At 38.4% G+C, this 17,961-nt stretch carries 15 protein-coding genes and 1 other RNA gene; 7 read left to right on the top strand and 9 right to left on the bottom strand.

From position 1 onward, the window contains the following. Positions 1-169: 169 nt before the first annotated feature. Positions 170-1,456 carry an NAD(P)/FAD-dependent oxidoreductase gene (locus QQK09_RS13205; RefSeq protein ID WP_284204622.1) on the top strand — a complete coding sequence of 429 codons (1,287 nt, stop codon included), beginning with the start codon at positions 170-172 and terminating at the stop codon, positions 1,454-1,456. A gap of 82 nt (positions 1,457-1,538) precedes the next feature. Here the strand turns inward: QQK09_RS13205 and QQK09_RS13200 are convergent, their stop codons facing one another. From QQK09_RS13200 to QQK09_RS13170, 7 genes are all read right to left on the bottom strand, one after another. Next, on the bottom strand, positions 1,539-2,024 hold the full coding sequence (locus QQK09_RS13200) for a DUF2919 domain-containing protein (RefSeq protein WP_284204621.1): 486 nt from the start codon (positions 2,022-2,024) through the stop codon (positions 1,539-1,541). A gap of 65 nt (positions 2,025-2,089) precedes the next feature. Continuing rightward, positions 2,090-3,919 carry a signal peptide peptidase SppA gene (gene sppA / locus QQK09_RS13195; RefSeq protein WP_284204620.1) on the bottom strand — a complete coding sequence of 610 codons (1,830 nt, stop codon included), beginning with the start codon at positions 3,917-3,919 and terminating at the stop codon, positions 2,090-2,092. Positions 3,920-4,059: 140 nt separating this feature from the next. Continuing rightward, positions 4,060-4,599, bottom strand: coding sequence for a bifunctional 3-hydroxydecanoyl-ACP dehydratase/trans-2-decenoyl-ACP isomerase (fabA, locus tag QQK09_RS13190; protein WP_284204619.1), 540 nt, complete (start codon positions 4,597-4,599; stop codon positions 4,060-4,062). An 86-nt stretch (positions 4,600-4,685) separates the two neighbouring features. Further along, on the bottom strand, positions 4,686-6,356 hold the full coding sequence (locus QQK09_RS13185) for an AAA family ATPase (RefSeq protein ID WP_284204618.1): 1,671 nt from the start codon (positions 6,354-6,356) through the stop codon (positions 4,686-4,688). Between the two features lie 76 nt (positions 6,357-6,432). Next, positions 6,433-6,822, bottom strand: a complete 390-nt coding sequence (locus QQK09_RS13180; protein ID WP_284204617.1) for a TraR/DksA C4-type zinc finger protein — start codon at positions 6,820-6,822, stop codon at positions 6,433-6,435. A gap of 139 nt (positions 6,823-6,961) precedes the next feature. Beyond that, entirely contained in the window at positions 6,962-7,738 is a 777-nt protein-coding gene (locus QQK09_RS13175; protein WP_284204616.1) for a DNA repair ATPase, read from the bottom strand. Between the two features lie 60 nt (positions 7,739-7,798). After that, complete coding sequence (locus QQK09_RS13170; RefSeq protein ID WP_284204615.1) at positions 7,799-8,485, bottom strand: sensor histidine kinase; 687 nt, start codon at positions 8,483-8,485, stop codon at positions 7,799-7,801. A gap of 146 nt (positions 8,486-8,631) precedes the next feature. Between QQK09_RS13170 and cysB the strand changes: the two genes are divergently transcribed. Further along, positions 8,632-9,600, top strand: coding sequence for an HTH-type transcriptional regulator CysB (gene cysB / locus QQK09_RS13165; protein WP_284204614.1), 969 nt, complete (start codon positions 8,632-8,634; stop codon positions 9,598-9,600). A 154-nt stretch (positions 9,601-9,754) separates the two neighbouring features. Here cysB and pabB read toward each other — a convergent pair whose 3' ends face one another. After that, positions 9,755-11,086 carry an aminodeoxychorismate synthase component I gene (pabB, locus tag QQK09_RS13160; protein WP_488803502.1) on the bottom strand — a complete coding sequence of 444 codons (1,332 nt, stop codon included), beginning with the start codon at positions 11,084-11,086 and terminating at the stop codon, positions 9,755-9,757. 192 nt (positions 11,087-11,278) lie between these two features. Between pabB and QQK09_RS13155 the strand changes: the two genes are divergently transcribed. The 5 genes from QQK09_RS13155 to lpxM all read left to right on the top strand — a co-directional run bounded on the left by QQK09_RS13155 (position 11,279) and on the right by lpxM (position 17,050). Next, positions 11,279-12,820: a fumarate hydratase gene (locus QQK09_RS13155; RefSeq protein WP_284204612.1), complete on the top strand. Its 1,542-nt coding sequence runs from the start codon at positions 11,279-11,281 to the stop codon at positions 12,818-12,820. A gap of 152 nt (positions 12,821-12,972) precedes the next feature. After that, positions 12,973-14,163: an amino acid aminotransferase gene (locus QQK09_RS13150; protein ID WP_284204611.1), complete on the top strand. Its 1,191-nt coding sequence runs from the start codon at positions 12,973-12,975 to the stop codon at positions 14,161-14,163. A gap of 70 nt (positions 14,164-14,233) precedes the next feature. After that, positions 14,234-15,586, top strand: a complete 1,353-nt coding sequence (gene pssA / locus QQK09_RS13145; RefSeq protein WP_284204610.1) for a CDP-diacylglycerol--serine O-phosphatidyltransferase — start codon at positions 14,234-14,236, stop codon at positions 15,584-15,586. Between the two features lie 361 nt (positions 15,587-15,947). Continuing rightward, positions 15,948-16,045: signal recognition particle sRNA small type (ffs, locus tag QQK09_RS13140), an RNA gene on the top strand. 39 nt (positions 16,046-16,084) lie between these two features. Beyond that, a complete protein-coding gene (gene lpxM, locus QQK09_RS13135) occupies positions 16,085-17,050 on the top strand; it encodes a lauroyl-Kdo(2)-lipid IV(A) myristoyltransferase (RefSeq protein ID WP_284204609.1) in 966 nt (321 codons plus the stop codon). A 92-nt stretch (positions 17,051-17,142) separates the two neighbouring features. Here lpxM and QQK09_RS13130 read toward each other — a convergent pair whose 3' ends face one another. Next, positions 17,143-17,880 (bottom strand): YciK family oxidoreductase, encoded by a 738-nt coding sequence (locus tag QQK09_RS13130; protein ID WP_284204608.1) that lies wholly within the window; start codon positions 17,878-17,880, stop codon positions 17,143-17,145. Positions 17,881-17,961 lie beyond the last annotated feature (81 nt).

Below are 17,961 nucleotides of genomic sequence, written 5' to 3'. Positions count from 1 at the left end.
ATTGTTACTTTATTGTTCGAACGCCATAAAAATACATGACATCTTTAACAAATTAGTTGCATTTATAATAACATTGCACTACTTTGTTGCCTCGGTTCAAACTTCTGTTTCGTTTCATTACTGTTTTTCCTCAAGAATAATAATGAAACTAAATCTTAGAGGAAATCTCATGAAAAAAATCGTTATTGTAGGCGGTGGTGCTGGTGGTTTAGAGCTTGCCACGAAACTTGGTAACAAACTAGGTAGAAAAGGCAAAGCGCTTATTACCTTAGTTGACAAAAACCGTACTCATCTATGGAAACCGCTACTGCATGAAGTCGCTGCAGGATCGTTAGACCATGGCATCGATTCATTAAGTTACCGTGCTCATGCTAAAAACCATTTCTTCAACTTCAAATTAGCTGCGTTATCTGATATTGACCGTGATAATAAAATCATCAAACTCGATAAATTGATTGATACTGATGGCACTGAGATTTTACCAGAAAGTGAGCTAAGCTATGACATCTTAGTGATGGCATTAGGTAGTGTTAGTAACGACTTTAACACTAAAGGTGTTAGTGATAACTGTATCTTCCTAGACAGCCCTCAACAGGCTAAAAAATTCCATCATTTAATGCTTAACAAGTACTTGCAACTTGGTGTTAAAGAAACAAACCAGGTGAGTGTTGCTATCGTAGGTGCAGGTGCCACCGGGGTTGAACTTTCAGCTGAGCTTTATAACTCTTTAGAGCAAGTATCAAGTTACGGCTTTGAACATATCGATACAACGGATCTTAAAGTCAGCTTGGTTGAAGCGGGTGAAAAAATATTACCAGCACTGCCTGAGCGAATTTCAGGTCAAGCGCATCAAGAGTTATTGAAATTAGGCGTCGATGTTCGTACTAAAACAATGGTGACTGAAGCGACTGATAAAGGCTTAATGACCAAATCGGGTGAGTTGATTGAAGCGGATCTCATTGTCTGGGCTGCTGGTATTAAAGCACCTAATTTCTTAAAAGAGATTGCTGGACTTGAAACTAACCGTATTAATCAGTTAGTGGTTAAAGCAACTTTACAAACGACCCTTGATGATACTATTTATGCGATAGGCGATTGCGCAAGTTGTGCATTACCAAATGGTGGTTTTGTACCTCCTCGCGCTCAATCTGCTCATCAAATGGCGTCTTTAGTTGCTAAAAATATTATCGCTACATTAAAAGATAAGCCTGTTACTAATTATAAATACACTGATTATGGCTCATTGGTGTCATTGAGTAACTACAGCACGGTAGGCAGCTTGATGGGGAATTTAACCAAAGGTTCAATGAAAGTAGAAGGGCGAGTTGCTCGTCTGGTTTATGTCTCTTTATACCGTATGCATCAAGTTGCATTGCATGGTTATGTTAAAACAACACTAATGACGATTGTTGAACGTATTAACCGTGTATTACGTCCACGCTTAAAGCTGCATTAGAAAAACGCAATTATCAGTATAAAAAGCCCCGTTTACAATTTGTAAACGGGGCTTTTTTGCATTGAATCTGCTACATAATAAACTACAATCGACCTTTAAAGCTGGCTTTTAAATGTTTACTGCGCACACACAGTAGTAACAACCAACTGATGACAACTAACTGTACCGATGCTTCAATTGAATACTGAAATCGAACCAAATAAAGATAATACAGTTGTAAACCTAAATCGGCCAAGATGCTAAGCAGTAGAAAAGGGTAACCCTTCTGCCATATTTTACATATCAAAGGGTGTTTATCATGATCTCTGCCAGAAAGAAAAAAGAGTACAAGGGCGATGAGACCAGAAGCCAAGCCAAAGTAAAAATGGGTTTTATCGGGATAAAAAGTCGCCAGTAATTTATTACCTGTTTCTCGTGATGCCAAAGAGATAATAAGTAAGGCCCATGTTCTTGCTAAAAAAAGTAAGCCGTAATAAAAATAGGTTGGCGGCTTTAGATCTCCTGCTTGAGTGTAAAATTTTAGTGCAAAGATCTTAATCGGTATGATTTGGCTATTTATATTTTTCATTTAATTTCAATTAATATAATAGGCAGTGCATTGTGATGAACTGCCTAATTTGTTAATGACGGGCTTTAGTCATTTATAAAACACATTGGGCAATACGCATAATGTCCTTTGGGATCATTAAAGTTTGTAATGAGTGTCGCTTGTTGTTGTACATCGGTCAGTATATTGAGTAAAGAACTGTTGAACTGCAGACTCGCTGGCATCATCTTAACACCGCTAGACAAGATTTCATTGAGCAACTGTTCTTTAGTAGAAATTGTTTTTTCGATAGGGCTTATAGTGAACTCAGTTAACTGAGCTAACGCAGCCGCTTTTTCGATTGCATCTTGTAATGATCCTAATTGGTCAACTAGGCCTAATTCTTTGGCATCTACACCAGTCCAAACTCGACCCTGTGCAATTTTATCGACTTCATCTAAGCTCATTCCTCGGCCTTCACTCACTACCGACAGAAATTGTTGATAGCCACGCTCTATACCCATCTGGATAATGTCTGCAAGCTCAGGGTCTAATGGACGTGTCGGGTCTAATGTTGACAGTGGTGTAGTACCAACGCCATCGTTATAAATACCAATTTTATTGAGTGCTTTATCAGCACTTGCAAACATACCAAAAATACCAATGGAACCGGTTAAGGTTGTTGGCGATGCGATGATATGGTCAGCTGCAGATGCAATCCAATATCCACCCGATGCGCTCACACTACCCATCGAGACAACTACTTTTTTATCTGCCGCTTTAAGGGCTAATACGTGTTGACGGATCTTCTCAGAAGCAAAGGCACTTCCACCTGGTGTATCAAGGCGAATAACAACCGCTTTTACACGATCATCATTGAGTGCATTTTCTAACAATTTTGAAAAGCTATCCCCACCGATGGCATTACTATTTTGTGTGCCAGCTAAAATTTCACCTTGCCCATGAATAAGTGCGATTTTATCGGTACTAGCTGTTTGCTGATAAAGAGCAGGCATTGTACTTTGATAACGACTATAGGTGAGTTTGTGTTTTCCTGATTTTTTAATCTCTTTTAATAGTGCATAACGCGGTAATAACTGATCAACTAAGCCGACTTGTTGAGCATAAAGGGCTGTGTCACCTTGAGCTGCTTGTAATGCCGTTTTAAGCTCTACCAAGGTAGGAGAGATAGATTTTTCATTGATATTGGTCTCTTTACGTTGAGCAATCACCGTATCTATATAGCCTTGCCAGAGTTGATTTAACCAGTGTGAGTTAGCCGTCTTGCTCGCCTGTGACATCTGTTTATCAGTAAATGGTTCGACAAAAGATTTGAAGGTACCAACTTTGAATACATGTGGGGTGATCAACAGATTGTCGAGTAACTCTTTAAAATACAAACGGTAAACCGAGAACCCCTGTAATAGCACCATTCCCTGCGGATCAAGATAAACTTTATCTGCATAGCTTGCTAAAAGGTATTGTGTTTGTGAGTAGTTATCTGCTGTCGCTATCACCTCTTTACCGGCATTTTTAAAGTGATTGATCGCCTCACCAATGACATTTACATGGTTCAGGCTGGCAGATTGTAACCCAGAAAGATCTAGTAAAATCGCGTTTATTTTACTATCTTGTTCTGCGTGGTTAATGACCTGTAGTACTTCATCCACAGGGTATTCTAAAAATTGTTGGCTATCACCTACTAGCTGTTTTGATAACTCATTCGAAAAATCAAGCGGTTGTTTTTGTTCAACAATGTTACCGTTGAAATTAAGTTGTAAAATTGAATTTTCAGCAATGACGACTTCTTCCTCTTCACTGTTAAAGGCAACAATAAAAATAAGCACAATAATAAAAAACAGTGCGTTAATAATAATTAAGCGTGTTACGTTAAGTAACTTAGCGAGAGCTTTAAATAATTTAAACAGTGTTTTCATTGTCATCCTTTTGTCGTATCAGTGATGGTTAATGCCATTCTCATGTTAATAGCGAAGTTAGATTTGTATCAGGCAGATAAAAATAAAGCACCGTCTACTTGCGCAGAGGGTGCTTTTTATTAGGTAGATACTATAAAAAATTAGAAGCTTGCAGTATCAACAAATAAACCTACTTTTAGGTCTTCAGCAGTGTAGATAACTTTACCATCTACTTCTACAACACCGTCAGCAATACCCATTACTAAACGACGCATAATTAAACGCTTCATTGTGATACGGTAAGTCACTTTTTTTGCCGTTGGCAAAACCTGACCAGTAAACTTAACATTACCTACACCTAGTGCGCGACCTTTACCAGGGCCACCACTCCAACCTAAGAAGAAGCCAACTAATTGCCACATTGCATCAAGACCTAAACAGCCTGGCATTACAGGGTCACCAGGGAAGTGACATTCAAAGAACCAAAGCGCTTTGTCGATATCAAGCTCAGCAACTAATTCGCCTTTACCATGTTCACCACCATCTTCTGTGATAGTAATAATGCGATCTAACATAAGCATTTTATCAACAGGTAATTGGCAGTTTCCTTCGCCAAATAATTCGCCGTTACCACATTGAATCAGTTCTTCTTTAGTGTAAGAGTTTTTTCCCAACTCTTTTTGGGATACAGTTTTTGTCATAATCACTTTCTTATTTGAATGGAATCGCTGTTATTGCATTAGATAATACAGGCAAATAGAGCCCGTACTTTAGCTAACTATCGGGTTTATCGCAACAAATTTACACACTTTGTGAAGAAGCTGATGGGCTCATCCTCTTCTTCTTTATGTAAAAAGTTGATACGTTTGTTGATTAATTTAATGACCGATTCAAATGTTTGAGACATTGCAAAAGGAAATGCTTCTAAACTGTGTTGAATAGGATAAATATTAATTTTTTTATCATCTATCAGTTGTAATGTTTGCTTACTAAGGAGCAAATTAATTTGATTCGCTTGCGGCATTAATACGGTAACTGGTTCATTAAGCAAGCCCAGTGTAAATAGGCGAGTAATCGCTTCAATTTTTTGGTTAATACCACCGATTGCCAATACATGACCCTGTTGATCTAACGCACCAGTAACAAAAAGGTTTTGCTTAATCGGTGTTTGTGAATAACAAGAAGCGGCTGCTAACAAAATTGCTAACGAGGCACTATCCCCATCACTTTCTTGATAAGATTGCTCAAAAACCACATTACATGAAAGTGGGAAATTCGCTATATGGGTAAAGAAGTGGTTCAGGTAACCTTGCACAATAATGGTACTTTTTGCATGTATATTGCCAGCAAGTTCAACTTTACGTTCAACATCGATAATCTCACCATCGCCAACCATATCACTGGCTGATATTCTGAATATTTCACCAAATTCAGTTGGGTAACCCATCAATTCAACCACTGACATACCATTAATTTGACCAACCGATTCGCCTTCGAGCTGAATTCTTAGTTGTTTTTCGACCAACGCTTGATCACTAAAATCCTGTGCATTTGATTGCGCACGTTTTTGTAGCGCTAAGGCTTGTAATATGTGGACGGCGTCAATATTGTCTGTTTGAATTGTTTGTTGTGACTGGATAAGTTGCGCATAACGTAATGTTGATTCAATCACCTGAGGAGAAAAGCGTATGTTTTTTTGGTGATCACTTAAACGCGTTAAGTAGGTAAATAGTGCATCAAACGCTTCAACAGTTAACGTGGTTAAGTTTTTATCTACAATTAATTGTTGGCAATAATGATAAAGCGCATGTACGTTTTCATCATTGTTTTTAATGTCACCTGAAATCTCAGCAAAAAGAGAACTGATCTGTGAAAAATCAGGATCAATTTGTGTCAGTTCATCAAGTTGGTAGCGATTAGCAACCAAAATAATCTTAGTATCGATGATGTTATCGTTTAGGTTTGGCAGAACGCCACGTAATTTTTCACCATTGACTGCAGCACTTGTCGGTACTTTCTGATTGAGTAAAAATGCTTTAAGTAAAAACCATAAGCTTGGGTTAACGAGTAAAGGACTGATATGTAGCACTAACAGCCCACCCTGTAAGTTAACTATCTCACCAACTTGTGCAGTCACTTTATCTTGACCAATAATATTAATACGACCAAATAATTTTTCTTGGTCATAACTTTGTAAGGCTAAAAGTGGCAGGTTTTGGGTATTACATCGTTCAACAACGGTGGTTGCAGCATGCCAGTATTGCGCATTTAAAAATAATAATGGCTGTGGCAATTTCAGAAAATTGTCGACTATTTCTGAAGCAATAGGAAAAAGGGTACGCCAGTTGGGTGGATTGATAGGTGCTTTATTAAGTTGTTCTAAAAAGTCAGTACTACACTGAGCCGAAGATAGACAAGCTAGTTTCTGTGGTGTTAAAACTGAATTATTATTTTCCAAAGGGCAGACTCTAAGTAATTGAAGGTAGTTATCTACCTTCAATTATATACTTTAAAGTACAGGAAAAATAGAGTGCTTATAGGCGGTATCTATTATTCTTTTGCTTTTGGTATTTATCCTCACAGATCATACAACGCTGTTTTGTTGGATTTTCTGTCAGCATTTCTACGCACATTTCACTTTCGCAATCTGAACATAAACCATACATTGAGTGTTCTATATTATTCAATGAAGCATCAAGCTTTTTAAGCTTTTCAACATTTCTTTTTAGAGAAGAGTTTTCTACTTGGGAAGTAAATTCAATCAGTTCATCGGCAGATAAACGGGCTAAATTTTTTGCCGCAAGGTGATGACTCGAATGATCAGATTCTAAAAATATTGTATTAATAGTAGCGCGCACTTTAATCAATTTACTATTTAATTGGAGCTTTAACTGTGCAAGTTGTTTTTCATTTAAGTGGTACATACCATTTACCATGATTAATAATATTAATGGACTTGCTATATTAATGACATAAATGTTTTAAATAATGACTTAAGTCAATGTTTTAAGGGAGTTGGGCAGTTTATGCAACTCCTTTGATATGGATCAGTAGAATGTTTGTTCACCATTTCTTTTTATCTTGGAAAATAACATCAAGATCACTCTTCTTCTCTGCCTCTTTCGCTTTAATCGCTGCGAGCTCTTCATCACTATGTTTTACTAAATAGGACTTTATTTCATTTTTAATTGACAGCAGTTGTTCCTGTTTTTTATCTAAGTAGCTATCTTTATCTGGAATAGTGGTCAGTATATTTACTAGCTTGTTGATCATTTGATTAGCGCTGCCAAATTGCTTGGACATTTTGGCGTCTATGATTCGTTTAACACCATTTTCAATGTTTATTTTAAGCTGCATTATCTCGATTCGATGATCTTCCGCCACAAAAATTTCAGTGCTGATCTTTCCTTTCGCATGTTCAGAGCGGAGTACTGCACGAATTTTTTTAGTCACTTGTAATAGGGCAAGTGCTTCCTTATCGTTTTCTGGTGTACGGAAAATGCTCTCATCTGGCGGCGTATAATGCGTTCGGATTTGCTGTATTTGCGAATCAGTATTCTTTAAGTGCTCACGCATTGCTGTATTAGCAGGATTACTTTTTATCATTAAGATTAATGCATTGCGTATCCTGTTTTGTAGAATCAAGAGTAGTGACTTACTGAAGGGCATACGCGTGGCATTTAACAGTAATTCATCAACTTCTGATACAACAGCACGTTGTTTACTGACCGCGATACGCCGTTCGGACTCTAATTTTTGTTTGTATTGATGAATAATACTGTAACCAATCAATACAAACAGTAACAAAGCAACGAGTGATAAAATGATAGGGAATAACATAACTTCTCATTAAAAATAGTTAAGGCAATTGAAACAAAGGCATAAAAACAACAGTGTGCATTAAGGCAAGCGCAAGGTAAATATACTTCCATCGGATTGATGATTATTTTCCAATAAAATGTGACCTTGAAATTGCTTCATTTTATGCTCCGCTGCAATTCTTTTCGCAAACAGTAAGCCAAGTCCACTTCTTCCTTTATTGGCATTAAATTCAGTTGTACCGTTTTCACTTGCCGCTAACATGTGATTTGGGTAGCCAGGGCCATCATCCTCTACTTGAATATTTAGGTAGTTATCTGCAAAAAAAGCACGCAAGATAATGGTTTTATGGGTATGACGAAGTGCATTAACAAAGATGTCACCAATTAAATGACTGATTAAATCGTAATCGAAATATCCATGCAGTGATTGGTCGACCTCTATCGTAATTTTCATATTTTTGGCATTAATGTATAAGCGATTTTTATCTATTACTTCATGCAACAACTCTGCTACAGAATACTCTTCAATATATACAGGAAGTTGTTTTTGCTCATCACGATATAAAGCCAGTAATTGCATTAATGACCCATTAATACGTGATGTTTGATAATGCAGGTCCGCAAACGCCTGATGCTGTGTTGCACTGAGGTTATCACTTTGATCTATGTTTTCAATTGATTGCAGTAACATAAAGAGTGAATTTTTCATGTCATGAGCACTGGTTGCTAGAATAGTGCTGAAATCAAGCTTTTGTGGGTTATCCATTTATGTCTCGCAAGCGATTGTTATTTAAGTTTATAGTTGTCATTTAAGAGGATAATAACAGACTAGTAAACAAGCACTGCGAATTTATTAGAACTCTGATAGACTTAATCCATTCTTTATTAAACACCATAACTATCGGCAAATATATGAAATTACAACAATTACGTTACATCGTTGAAGTGTTAAATCATAATTTAAATGTTTCTGCTACGGCGGAAAGTTTATTTACTTCACAGCCAGGGATTAGTAAACAGGTGCGTATGTTGGAAGATGAATTAGGCATACAAATTTTCGAACGCAGCGGTAAGCATCTCACACAAGTGACCCCTGCGGGTAAAGAGGTGATTCGTTATGCTTCTGAGGTTTTAGGCAAAGTTGAAAGTATTAAGGCCGTTGCAAGGCAGTATACCCAGCCTGATCAAGGCACTTTAAATATCGCAACAACGCATACTCAAGCGCGTTACGCACTACCTGAAGTGATCAAAGGTTTTATTAAACGTTACCCAAAAGTGTCATTGCATATGCATCAGGGAACGCCCACTCAAATTAGTGAATCGGTAGTGAAAGGGCAGACCGACTTCGCGATTGCAACGGAAGCACTACATCTTTATCAAGATCTGATTATGCTACCTTGTTATCATTGGAACCGCAGCGTAATCGTTTTAAAAGACCACCCACTTGCGAAAATAAAAAACATCACCGTTGAAGATATCGCTAAACACCCCATTGTCACTTATCTGTTTGGCTTTACTGGACGTTCAGAATTGGATGAAGCATTTAATGCTGCTGGTTTTACGCCTAATGTCGCCTTTACTGCGACCGATGCTGATGTCATTAAAACCTATGTACGATTAGGCCTTGGTGTTGGCGTTGTTGCATCGATGGCGGTCAATGATGAAGATGATTTTTGCGTGATTGATGCAAGTCATATCTTTAAGGCAAGTACTACTAGCATCGGTTTTAGAAAAGGGACATTCCTACGTGATTATATGTATGAATTTATGGTACGTTTTGCCCCGCATCTAACCCGCCCATTGGTTGAAAAAGCGATTCAATTAAAATATACCGATGAAGTTAATAAATTGTTTGCGGATATTGAACTGCCAACACGCTGAGAAAGTAGCTGTTAGCTTGTAGTTGTTAACTTTCAGAAAATAAAAGCGCTGTTTATTGATCACAAATAGCGCTTTTATTTTATATGACTCTATATCTTGAAGCAGTACTTTGTTTAAACTAATCGCAGACAGTTAAAAGCTGGCCGCTTTTTATTTAATAATTCTTTTGGTATAAACAGGGTAATATTTTACTCAGTTTATCAAAGCATTCTTGATACTCTGCATTTGCTTCTGAGTCTGCAACTAAACCACCACCTGCCCAACAATAGATATGCCCATCAACACAAATTAAAGTACGAATAGCAATATTCATATCCATCTGGCCATCTGCATTTATATAACCAATGCTACCACAGTAGCTATGACGTCGATGTTCCTCTAATTCAGCAATAATTTCCATCGCACGTATTTTCGGTGCACCGGTTATTGACCCCCCTGGGAAGCTAGCACGTAAAAGATCTTCAACTTGATATTGGGGATCGAGTTTACCCACTACAGTGCTTACTAAGTGGTGTACCGCCGGAAAGCTTTCGATATCGAACAGACTCGGTACTTTAACGCTACCGGGTTGGCAGACACGGCCAATGTCATTACGTAACAGATCTACAATCATCAAATTTTCACTACGGTCTTTTTCAGAGGCTTGTAGTTGTTGCTGACTTTCTAAATCTAATAAAGGATCATCAAATCGAGGGCGAGTGCCTTTGATAGGCTTGCTCTCAACCACACCATTTTGTAACTTAAGAAAGCGTTCGGGAGAAAGCGACAAAATAATTTGTTCTGGCAAACGTAAAAATGCGGCAAAAGGAGGGCGGTTTTGTGCAATTAACCTTTGGTATGCTTGATATTCATCGCCTTGATAAGGGGCACTGAATCGCTGGGCTAGATTGACTTGATAACAATCGCCACTCAGGATATAAGATTGTACTTTATTAAATTTATCCGTGTATTGTTGCTTATCCATATTAGATTGCCATTCACCAGATAGCATAAAAGAAGCACCACACATTTTGTCATGAGTTTGCTGCATCAGCCATTGAAAACGTTTTTGCCACTGCTCTTCAATACGCATGGTTGTGCTGCTGGTATTATGTATTGCCAAATAAAACAAATCACGCTTACGATCGTGTAATAGTGCCCAATCATAAAAGCCTAAACTTAACTCCGGTAATGATAATGCTTTGGGGTGCGCTGAATTATTAATAGATTCAAATTGATAACCTAACTCATAATCAATCGATCCTAATATGCCTCCTGTAAAGGGGTAATCGCCCACATTGGTCTGTTGTAAGCCAAACAACTCTTCACGCTTACATTTTAAAAGAGCAAAAGGATCACTGCTTTGTTGCTCACAAAGGTTACCTTGTTTAAAGTAAGTCGTCCCTGAGAATGATTGTAGGGTAGCGATCGGTGATGCGCTGATGATAGACCATTGACTGTCAACATGATCCGCATCTGCAGATTCAAGAAAAACACTCCAATTCAATTGGCTAAGGTTCCTCTTTACCTGATCAAATTGGTGCAATGTTAAGGAAATTTGTTGGATTTTTATATTTATGTGGCTATTAGTCATATTTATTCGAATTTAGGCAACAGTTTTGTAACAAATGGGTTGTGGTTTTTGTGAGGCAGATTACCATTCAATCGATTAGATATCAGCTACTTTCTGGAGTTTTATATGACCGTTATTAAAGAACAAGATTTTGTTAATAGTGTTGCAAATGCATTGCAGTTTATCTCTTATTATCACCCTATTGATTTTATTGATGCGATGGATAAAGCCTATCAAATTGAAAAGAACCCAGCAGCAAAGGATGCGATTGCACAAATACTGATTAATTCACGTATGTCAGCGGAAGGAAAGCGTCCGATTTGCCAAGACACCGGTATCGTGACCACCTTTGTAAAAATTGGTATGGATGTGCGCTTTGAAACTGAATTAACGGTGCAAGAATTAGTAGATGCGGGGGTACGTCAGGCTTATTTAGACCCAAGTAACCCTTTACGTGCTTCAATTGTAAGTGACCCTGCTGGTGCGCGTAAAAATACCCAAGATAATACACCATCAGTAGTACACGTCGAGATGGTGCGTGGCAATACAGTAGAAGTGATGGTTGCTGCAAAGGGTGGTGGTTCAGAAAACAAATCTAAAATGGTGATGCTAAACCCATCTGACTCGATTGCTGATTGGGTAGAGAAAACGGTGCCAAGCATGGGAGCGGGTTGGTGTCCACCTGGTATGTTAGGCATAGGTATTGGCGGTACGGTTGAAAAAGCGGCGGTAATGGCAAAAGAGTCTTTAATGGAACCTGTTGATATTGTTGAGTTGCAACAAAAAGCAAAAATAGACGCAACACAACTCACTACTGATGAAAAATTACGTCTAGAGATCATGGACAGAGTGAATGGCTTAGGCATTGGAGCACAAGGTCTTGGTGGTTTGACTACAGTGTTAGATATTAAAATCAAGAGCTGCGCTACCCATGCTGCTTCAAAACCTGTTGTGATGATCCCTAACTGTGCCGCGACGCGTCATACTCACTTTACCCTTGATGGCAGTGGTGAAGCTGAATTGCACACACCTAAATTAAGTGATTGGCCTGAAATTACACGTGAAGCAGGTGAAAATACGCATCACGTTAATGTTGATGATCTGAGTAAAGCTGAAATGTCACAATGGAAGAGTGGTGATACCTTACTCTTATCGGGTAAAATTCTAACTGGGCGTGATGCTGCACATAAACGTATTCATGAACTTATTACGTCTGGTAAAGGTTTACCAGACGGCGTTGATTTCAAAGGGCGCTTTATCTATTACGTGGGGCCTGTTGATGCTGTTCGTGATGAAGTTGTTGGTCCTGCTGGGCCCACAACGGCGACACGCATGGATAAATTTACTGATTTTATGCTTGAGGAAACTGGGTTATTAGGCATGATTGGTAAATCAGAACGTGGTCAAGCGACAGTTGAGTCTATCGCTAAGCACAAATCAGTATACTTAATGGCCGTGGGTGGGGCTGCATATCTTGTTTCAAAAGCGATCAAAAAGGCACGCGTTGTTGCTTTTGAAGATTTAGGTATGGAAGCAATTTATGAATTTGAAGTTGAAGATATGCCGGTGACAGTCGCTGTAGATAGTGATGGAAATAACGTTCATTCACAAGGACCTGCGATTTGGAAAGCTAAAATAGCGGATTTAGATAAGAAATTATCGGAATAAATTGATTGATAAAGTGTTGGGATGGTATAACAACACTTGAATCAAATAACCATTGAGCTTCTAAGTATTTATTTAGCCATTGAGCTAAAGGTAGATAAGAAGTGAAACAGACCATAGCGAATTAATAACAGCGAGTTAATAAAGGAATAGTTATGTTTGAACAAGTAAGTATGGCGCCTGCGGATCCAATTCTTGGATTAACGGATGCATTTAAAAAAGATACACGTAATGAAAAAATCAACCTTGGCGTTGGTATCTACAAAGATGAAAGTGGTCAAACACCTATTTTAGCGACCGTAAAAGAAGCTGAAAAACGTCTACTTGCTACAGAAAAAACCAAAAGTTATTTGACCATCGAAGGCATCGCTGCCTACGGAACTGCAGTTCAAAAATTATTGTTTGGTGCTGATTCTGAAATTATCTCGTCAAACCGTGCTCGTACAGCGCAAGTACCGGGTGGTACTGGTGCACTTCGCACGGGGGCTGATTTTGCTCTGAAGAAGCTCGGCATTAGAAAAATTTGGGTAAGTAATCCTACTTGGGCAAATCACGGTAATGTGTTCACAACTGCAGGCCTAAAAGTAGCCAGCTACGATTATTATAATGCTGAAACAAGAGATTTAGATTTTGATGCAATGGTTGCATCATTGCAGCATGTGGAAGCAGGTGATCTCGTATTGTTCCATGGATGTTGTCATAACCCAACGGGTATTGATCCAACACTTGAACAATGGGAAGTACTCGCTAAACTAATGGCAGATCTTGGTGCAGTTCCATTCTTTGACTTTGCCTACCAAGGCTTTGCAAAAGGTATCGAAGAGGACGCGCAAGGATTACGCATTTTCGCGAAATACAATACCGAATTACTGATTGCAAATTCATTCTCTAAAAACTTTGGTTTGTACAATGAGCGTGTTGGCGGTATTACGTTAGTCGCAGAAGATAGCGAAATTGCAGATTCAGCGTTTAGCCAAATTAAATCAGGCATTCGTTCAAACTACTCGAATCCGCCTGCACATGGTGCAGCAATCGTAACTACAATCCTAGAAGATGCGGACTTATACGCACAATGGGATAAAGAAGTTGCTGATATGCGTGAACGTATTCAAGAGATGCGCGATCTGTTTGTTGCTACCTTAAAAGAAAAAGGTGTTGCTGGTGATTATAGTTTCATTAGTCGTCAGAATGGGATGTTCTCATTCTCAGGATTAACGGTTGAGCAAGTAAATCAACTCAAAGAAGAGTTTGCGGTTTATATCGTCGGCTCTGGTCGTATTTCTGTAGCGGGTATGACTAAAGACAACATGCAGCCATTGTGTGATGCAATTGCAAAAGTGATCTAAATTTAGGTCGTTAATAAAAATTGGGTTATCTTGTTTTACCAAGATAACCCTTTTCTATAAAAAGAGTGACATGAGTAGCCGAATACAACAAAGCTTAGCTTTCTTAAATAACCTGCGCAAAATACCACTTGATGAACAATCAGTTGATTGCCTTTATTCATCAAAATCCTTTAAACAGGAGCTATTAAAGCAGATAAAAAATGCTCAATATCGCATCTATTTAACCGCACTCTACTTAGAAGCAGATGAGGCGGGTAGTGATATTTTAATGGCATTATACGATGCCAAAAAACAAAACCCTGCGTTAAATATTGTCGTCTGCATCGATTATCATCGTGCTCAACGTGGGCGAATTGGTGAAAAAGAATCCACTGCAACGAATGCGACTTGGTACCAAGAAGTTGAAAAAGCGCAAGGTCTAGGCGTCAAAGTGATTGGTATTCCGGTTAAGCGCAAAGAGTTGTTTGGTGTGCAGCACCTAAAAGGGTTTATTTTTGACGATCAGGTTCTTTATAGTGGTGCAAGCTTCAATAATATTTACCTACATCAACAAGAGCGCTATCGCTACGATCGTTATTGGTTGATTAATAATGTAAAACTAGCTGACTCAATGGTCTCGTTTTTAAATAAAGAGATCCTAAGTAGTGGGGCGGTTGCACTGTTAAACAGTGAAGTTATTACCCCAATGACAGAGTTGAAAAGTGCACATAAAAAACTGACTCGTAATTTAAAACAAGCTTCTTTCGATTACGAAGGCGAGCGTAGCTCTGATTGTTTAGCGATTACGCCACTCTGCGGTTTTGGCGCACGTCAAAATAAACTTAACAAGTCTATTCGTAAATTATTACAAAGTGCGCAGCAACAGGTTGTTATTTTTACCCCTTATTTCAATTTACCTACTGCTATTTCGCGAGATATCACCGCGCTGTTAAAACGTGGTGTTAAGTTAACAATTGTTGTCGGTGATAAAACGGCAAATGATTTCTATATACCAGAAAGTGAACCATTTCGTACCATTGGTGCGTTACCTTACCTGTATGAAAGTAATTTAAAACGCTTTGCGTTAAAGCATCAGGCGTTACTATCAACGGGACAGTTACAACTTAACTTGTGGTTAGACGAGGGCAATAGTTTCCACCTCAAAGGGATTTATGTTGATCAACGCTTTGTTATGTTAACTGGACACAACCTGAATCCGAGAGCATGGCGTTTAGATGTTGAAAACGGCTTATTGATAGATGACCCTAAACAGCAGTTAAAACCACTACTCGATAAAGAGCTGGCTCAAGTACTTAAAAATACGAAGTTAATTACTGATTCGAATCAGATTCAGGATGTGACAGAGTATCCTGAAAAAGTAAAAAAACTACTTGTACGTTTACGACGAACTAAAGCGGATAAAATTATTAAAGGTATTATTTAAAAGCAGATTGTCAGTTAATCTTTTAATATTTAAGTCTTCTTTATTCAAAGCCCTGTTCATATTTAATAAATGAACGGGGCTTTTTGTTTTTAAAAACGTAGTAGCTGTGAAAGTTAACCTGTTTTTAGATTTCTGTACTAGGTTTGAGTGCACTCAAGCAATTATTAAGAGCAGACAATCAAATTAATTTTCTGTTGTTGTATTAATGTTATACGTATTCGAACTGTTTTATCAACGAGTTGTTGCTTAATTAGGCATTCGAAATATAAACAGTAAATAGCAGTTGATATCACTCTGAAGATACGTATAATTCACTGCATCAAGTCGTTACACACAACTTGATGCAGTGACAATGGTAGGCTTCTTGGTTCCTCGCATTGATAACTTATTAACCTGGTCAGAGCCGGAAGGCAGCAGCCATAGTAAGTGATTCAAGTGCCGAGGGTTTGCTGGGGAGTCTGCCACCCACCTTTCATTCTAAGCTTTCAAAGGCCAAAAATGACCCAGTACAAATCTAAGTTCGACACATCAATAAAAGCAAAACATTTTCATCCTAAATATTGGGGAACATGGTGCTTACTTTTTCTTTTATTTATTTTTAGTTACTGCCCTGTACGTCTTCGTGACCGTTTTGCAGCAGGTGTTGCTAATTTTATCTATTCAAAAAAATTCCTTAATAAACGCAAAAAAATTGCTTTTACTAATCTCAGTTTATGTTTCCCAGAATACACAGAGGAAGATAAAGATCTGTTGATGCGTAAAAACATTAAAGCGTTAGCGCAAATTACCTTATCGTTAGGTGAGTTATTTTGGCGCAGTCAAGAGCATATTCTAAATCGTACCAATATCACGGGTGAGCAATACATCATTGATGCTGAAAAACAGGGGAAATCGATCATCTTCTTAGGTCCACATTGCTACGGCGTTGACTTTGCTGGTGTTGCTGGTATCAATGCGCGTGGTTACCCATTATCAAGTATGTTCAATGATTATAAAAATCCTATCTTCGATTGGTTTGTCACTACCTACCGCACGCGTTTTAATGATGCGATGGGAAAAGGTACGTTATATCATCGTAGTGAGGGCTTGAAACCAGTGATTAAAAGCCTACGGGATAAAGCGCATTTTTATTATTTGCCTGATGAAGATCATGGCCGTAAAGAGAGTTTGTTTACGGACTTTTACGGTACTCAAAAAGCGACTTTACCCATTATCGGTCGATTAGCAAAACTGGGCCGTGCAGTCGTTATTCCGTTTTATACCTCATATAATGACAAGACAGCAAAATATGATATCACTTTTCATGCACCTATTGAGGGTATCCCTTCGGCTGATGAATTAACCGATACACAGCTCATGAATCAAGCAATAGAGAAACTTATCGATGAAGATCGTAGCCAATATATGTGGACATTGAAGCTGCTTAAAACACGACCAACAGTCGGTGAGAAGATCTACAAATAAACTTAAAAATTAGTTTGCTCGCATAAAATAAAGCCCCGTATTCAGTTGATGTATACGGGGCTTTTTGTTTCTAGCTAGTAAATTTTCTGGCATTACTGTGCATTAACACGCTGTCCAGTGATATCAACACTGTCATCACTGAGTAAGTAAAGATAAGTTGGCATTAAATCAATAGGCGTCTTTAATAGGGAAACATCTTCAGCAGGGAAAGCATTCGCACGCATACCGGTTCGTGTCGCACCTGGGTTTACTGCATTAAAGCGTAAGGTACTATTTTCAAATTCATCGGCGAGTGTCTGCATCATACCTTCTGTAGCAAATTTAGAGACACTGTAAGCTCCCCAATAAGCGCGACCTTTATTACCCACACCAGAAGTGGTGAATATTGTAGAAGCATGCTCAGCAAGCCCTAAAACAGGAATTAATGCTTTAGTCAGCATGAATTGTGAAGTTAGGTTGGTTTGAAGTACTTCATCCCATGTTGACTTTTCAATTTGAGCAAAGGGGCCCAGTACACCTAATTGGCTTGCATTATGTACTAATGCATCGAGTTTGCCATATTCACGTTTGATAGTATCGGCTAAGTCAGCATAGTGTGTTTCAGTTGCACCATTCAGATCAAGAGGCAATATAGAGGCTTGCTGTTTGCCCATCTTTTCAATTTCATCATAAACAGCTTCTAGCTTGCTGACTGTTTTGCCAAGCAAAATAACAGTGGCACCAAATTCAGCACATTGCAGCGCTAATATTTTGCCAATCCCATCACCGGCACCGGTGATTAAAATAGTTTTGTTGATTAAACAGTCTGATTTAGCTTGATATTGTTCCATAATATTTCTCGTAGAGCTTAAATTACGCGAATAATAACTTTTTTTAACTAAAAGACTCAAACTCTTTTGTACCCAAGCGTA

It is taken from the genome of Psychromonas marina, assembly GCF_030161115.1.
Classification (GTDB): Bacteria; Pseudomonadota; Gammaproteobacteria; order Enterobacterales; family Psychromonadaceae; genus Psychromonas; species Psychromonas marina.
The sequence above is the reverse complement of the archived record's forward strand: the minus strand, read 5'-3'. Positions and strand labels throughout refer to the sequence as shown.

What these genes read in the sequence shown, in the direction of transcription:
- pssA (WP_284204610.1), top strand. Translation starts at nt 14,234, where the DNA reads ATGAGTAGCCGAATACAACAAAGCTTAGCTTTCTTAAATAACCTGCGC.
- cysB (WP_284204614.1), top strand. Translation starts at nt 8,632, where the DNA reads ATGAAATTACAACAATTACGTTACATCGTTGAAGTGTTAAATCATAAT.
- QQK09_RS13155 (WP_284204612.1), top strand. Translation starts at nt 11,279, where the DNA reads ATGACCGTTATTAAAGAACAAGATTTTGTTAATAGTGTTGCAAATGCA.
- lpxM (WP_284204609.1), top strand. Translation starts at nt 16,085, where the DNA reads ATGACCCAGTACAAATCTAAGTTCGACACATCAATAAAAGCAAAACAT.
- QQK09_RS13175 (WP_284204616.1), bottom strand. Translation starts at nt 7,738, where the DNA reads ATGTTATTCCCTATCATTTTATCACTCGTTGCTTTGTTACTGTTTGTA.
- QQK09_RS13170 (WP_284204615.1), bottom strand. Translation starts at nt 8,485, where the DNA reads ATGGATAACCCACAAAAGCTTGATTTCAGCACTATTCTAGCAACCAGT.
- QQK09_RS13130 (WP_284204608.1), bottom strand. Translation starts at nt 17,880, where the DNA reads ATGGAACAATATCAAGCTAAATCAGACTGTTTAATCAACAAAACTATT.
- QQK09_RS13205 (WP_284204622.1), top strand. Translation starts at nt 170, where the DNA reads ATGAAAAAAATCGTTATTGTAGGCGGTGGTGCTGGTGGTTTAGAGCTT.
- fabA (WP_284204619.1), bottom strand. Translation starts at nt 4,599, where the DNA reads ATGACAAAAACTGTATCCCAAAAAGAGTTGGGAAAAAACTCTTACACT.
- sppA (WP_284204620.1), bottom strand. Translation starts at nt 3,919, where the DNA reads ATGAAAACACTGTTTAAATTATTTAAAGCTCTCGCTAAGTTACTTAAC.
- QQK09_RS13200 (WP_284204621.1), bottom strand. Translation starts at nt 2,024, where the DNA reads ATGAAAAATATAAATAGCCAAATCATACCGATTAAGATCTTTGCACTA.
- QQK09_RS13150 (WP_284204611.1), top strand. Translation starts at nt 12,973, where the DNA reads ATGTTTGAACAAGTAAGTATGGCGCCTGCGGATCCAATTCTTGGATTA.
- QQK09_RS13180 (WP_284204617.1), bottom strand. Translation starts at nt 6,822, where the DNA reads ATGTACCACTTAAATGAAAAACAACTTGCACAGTTAAAGCTCCAATTA.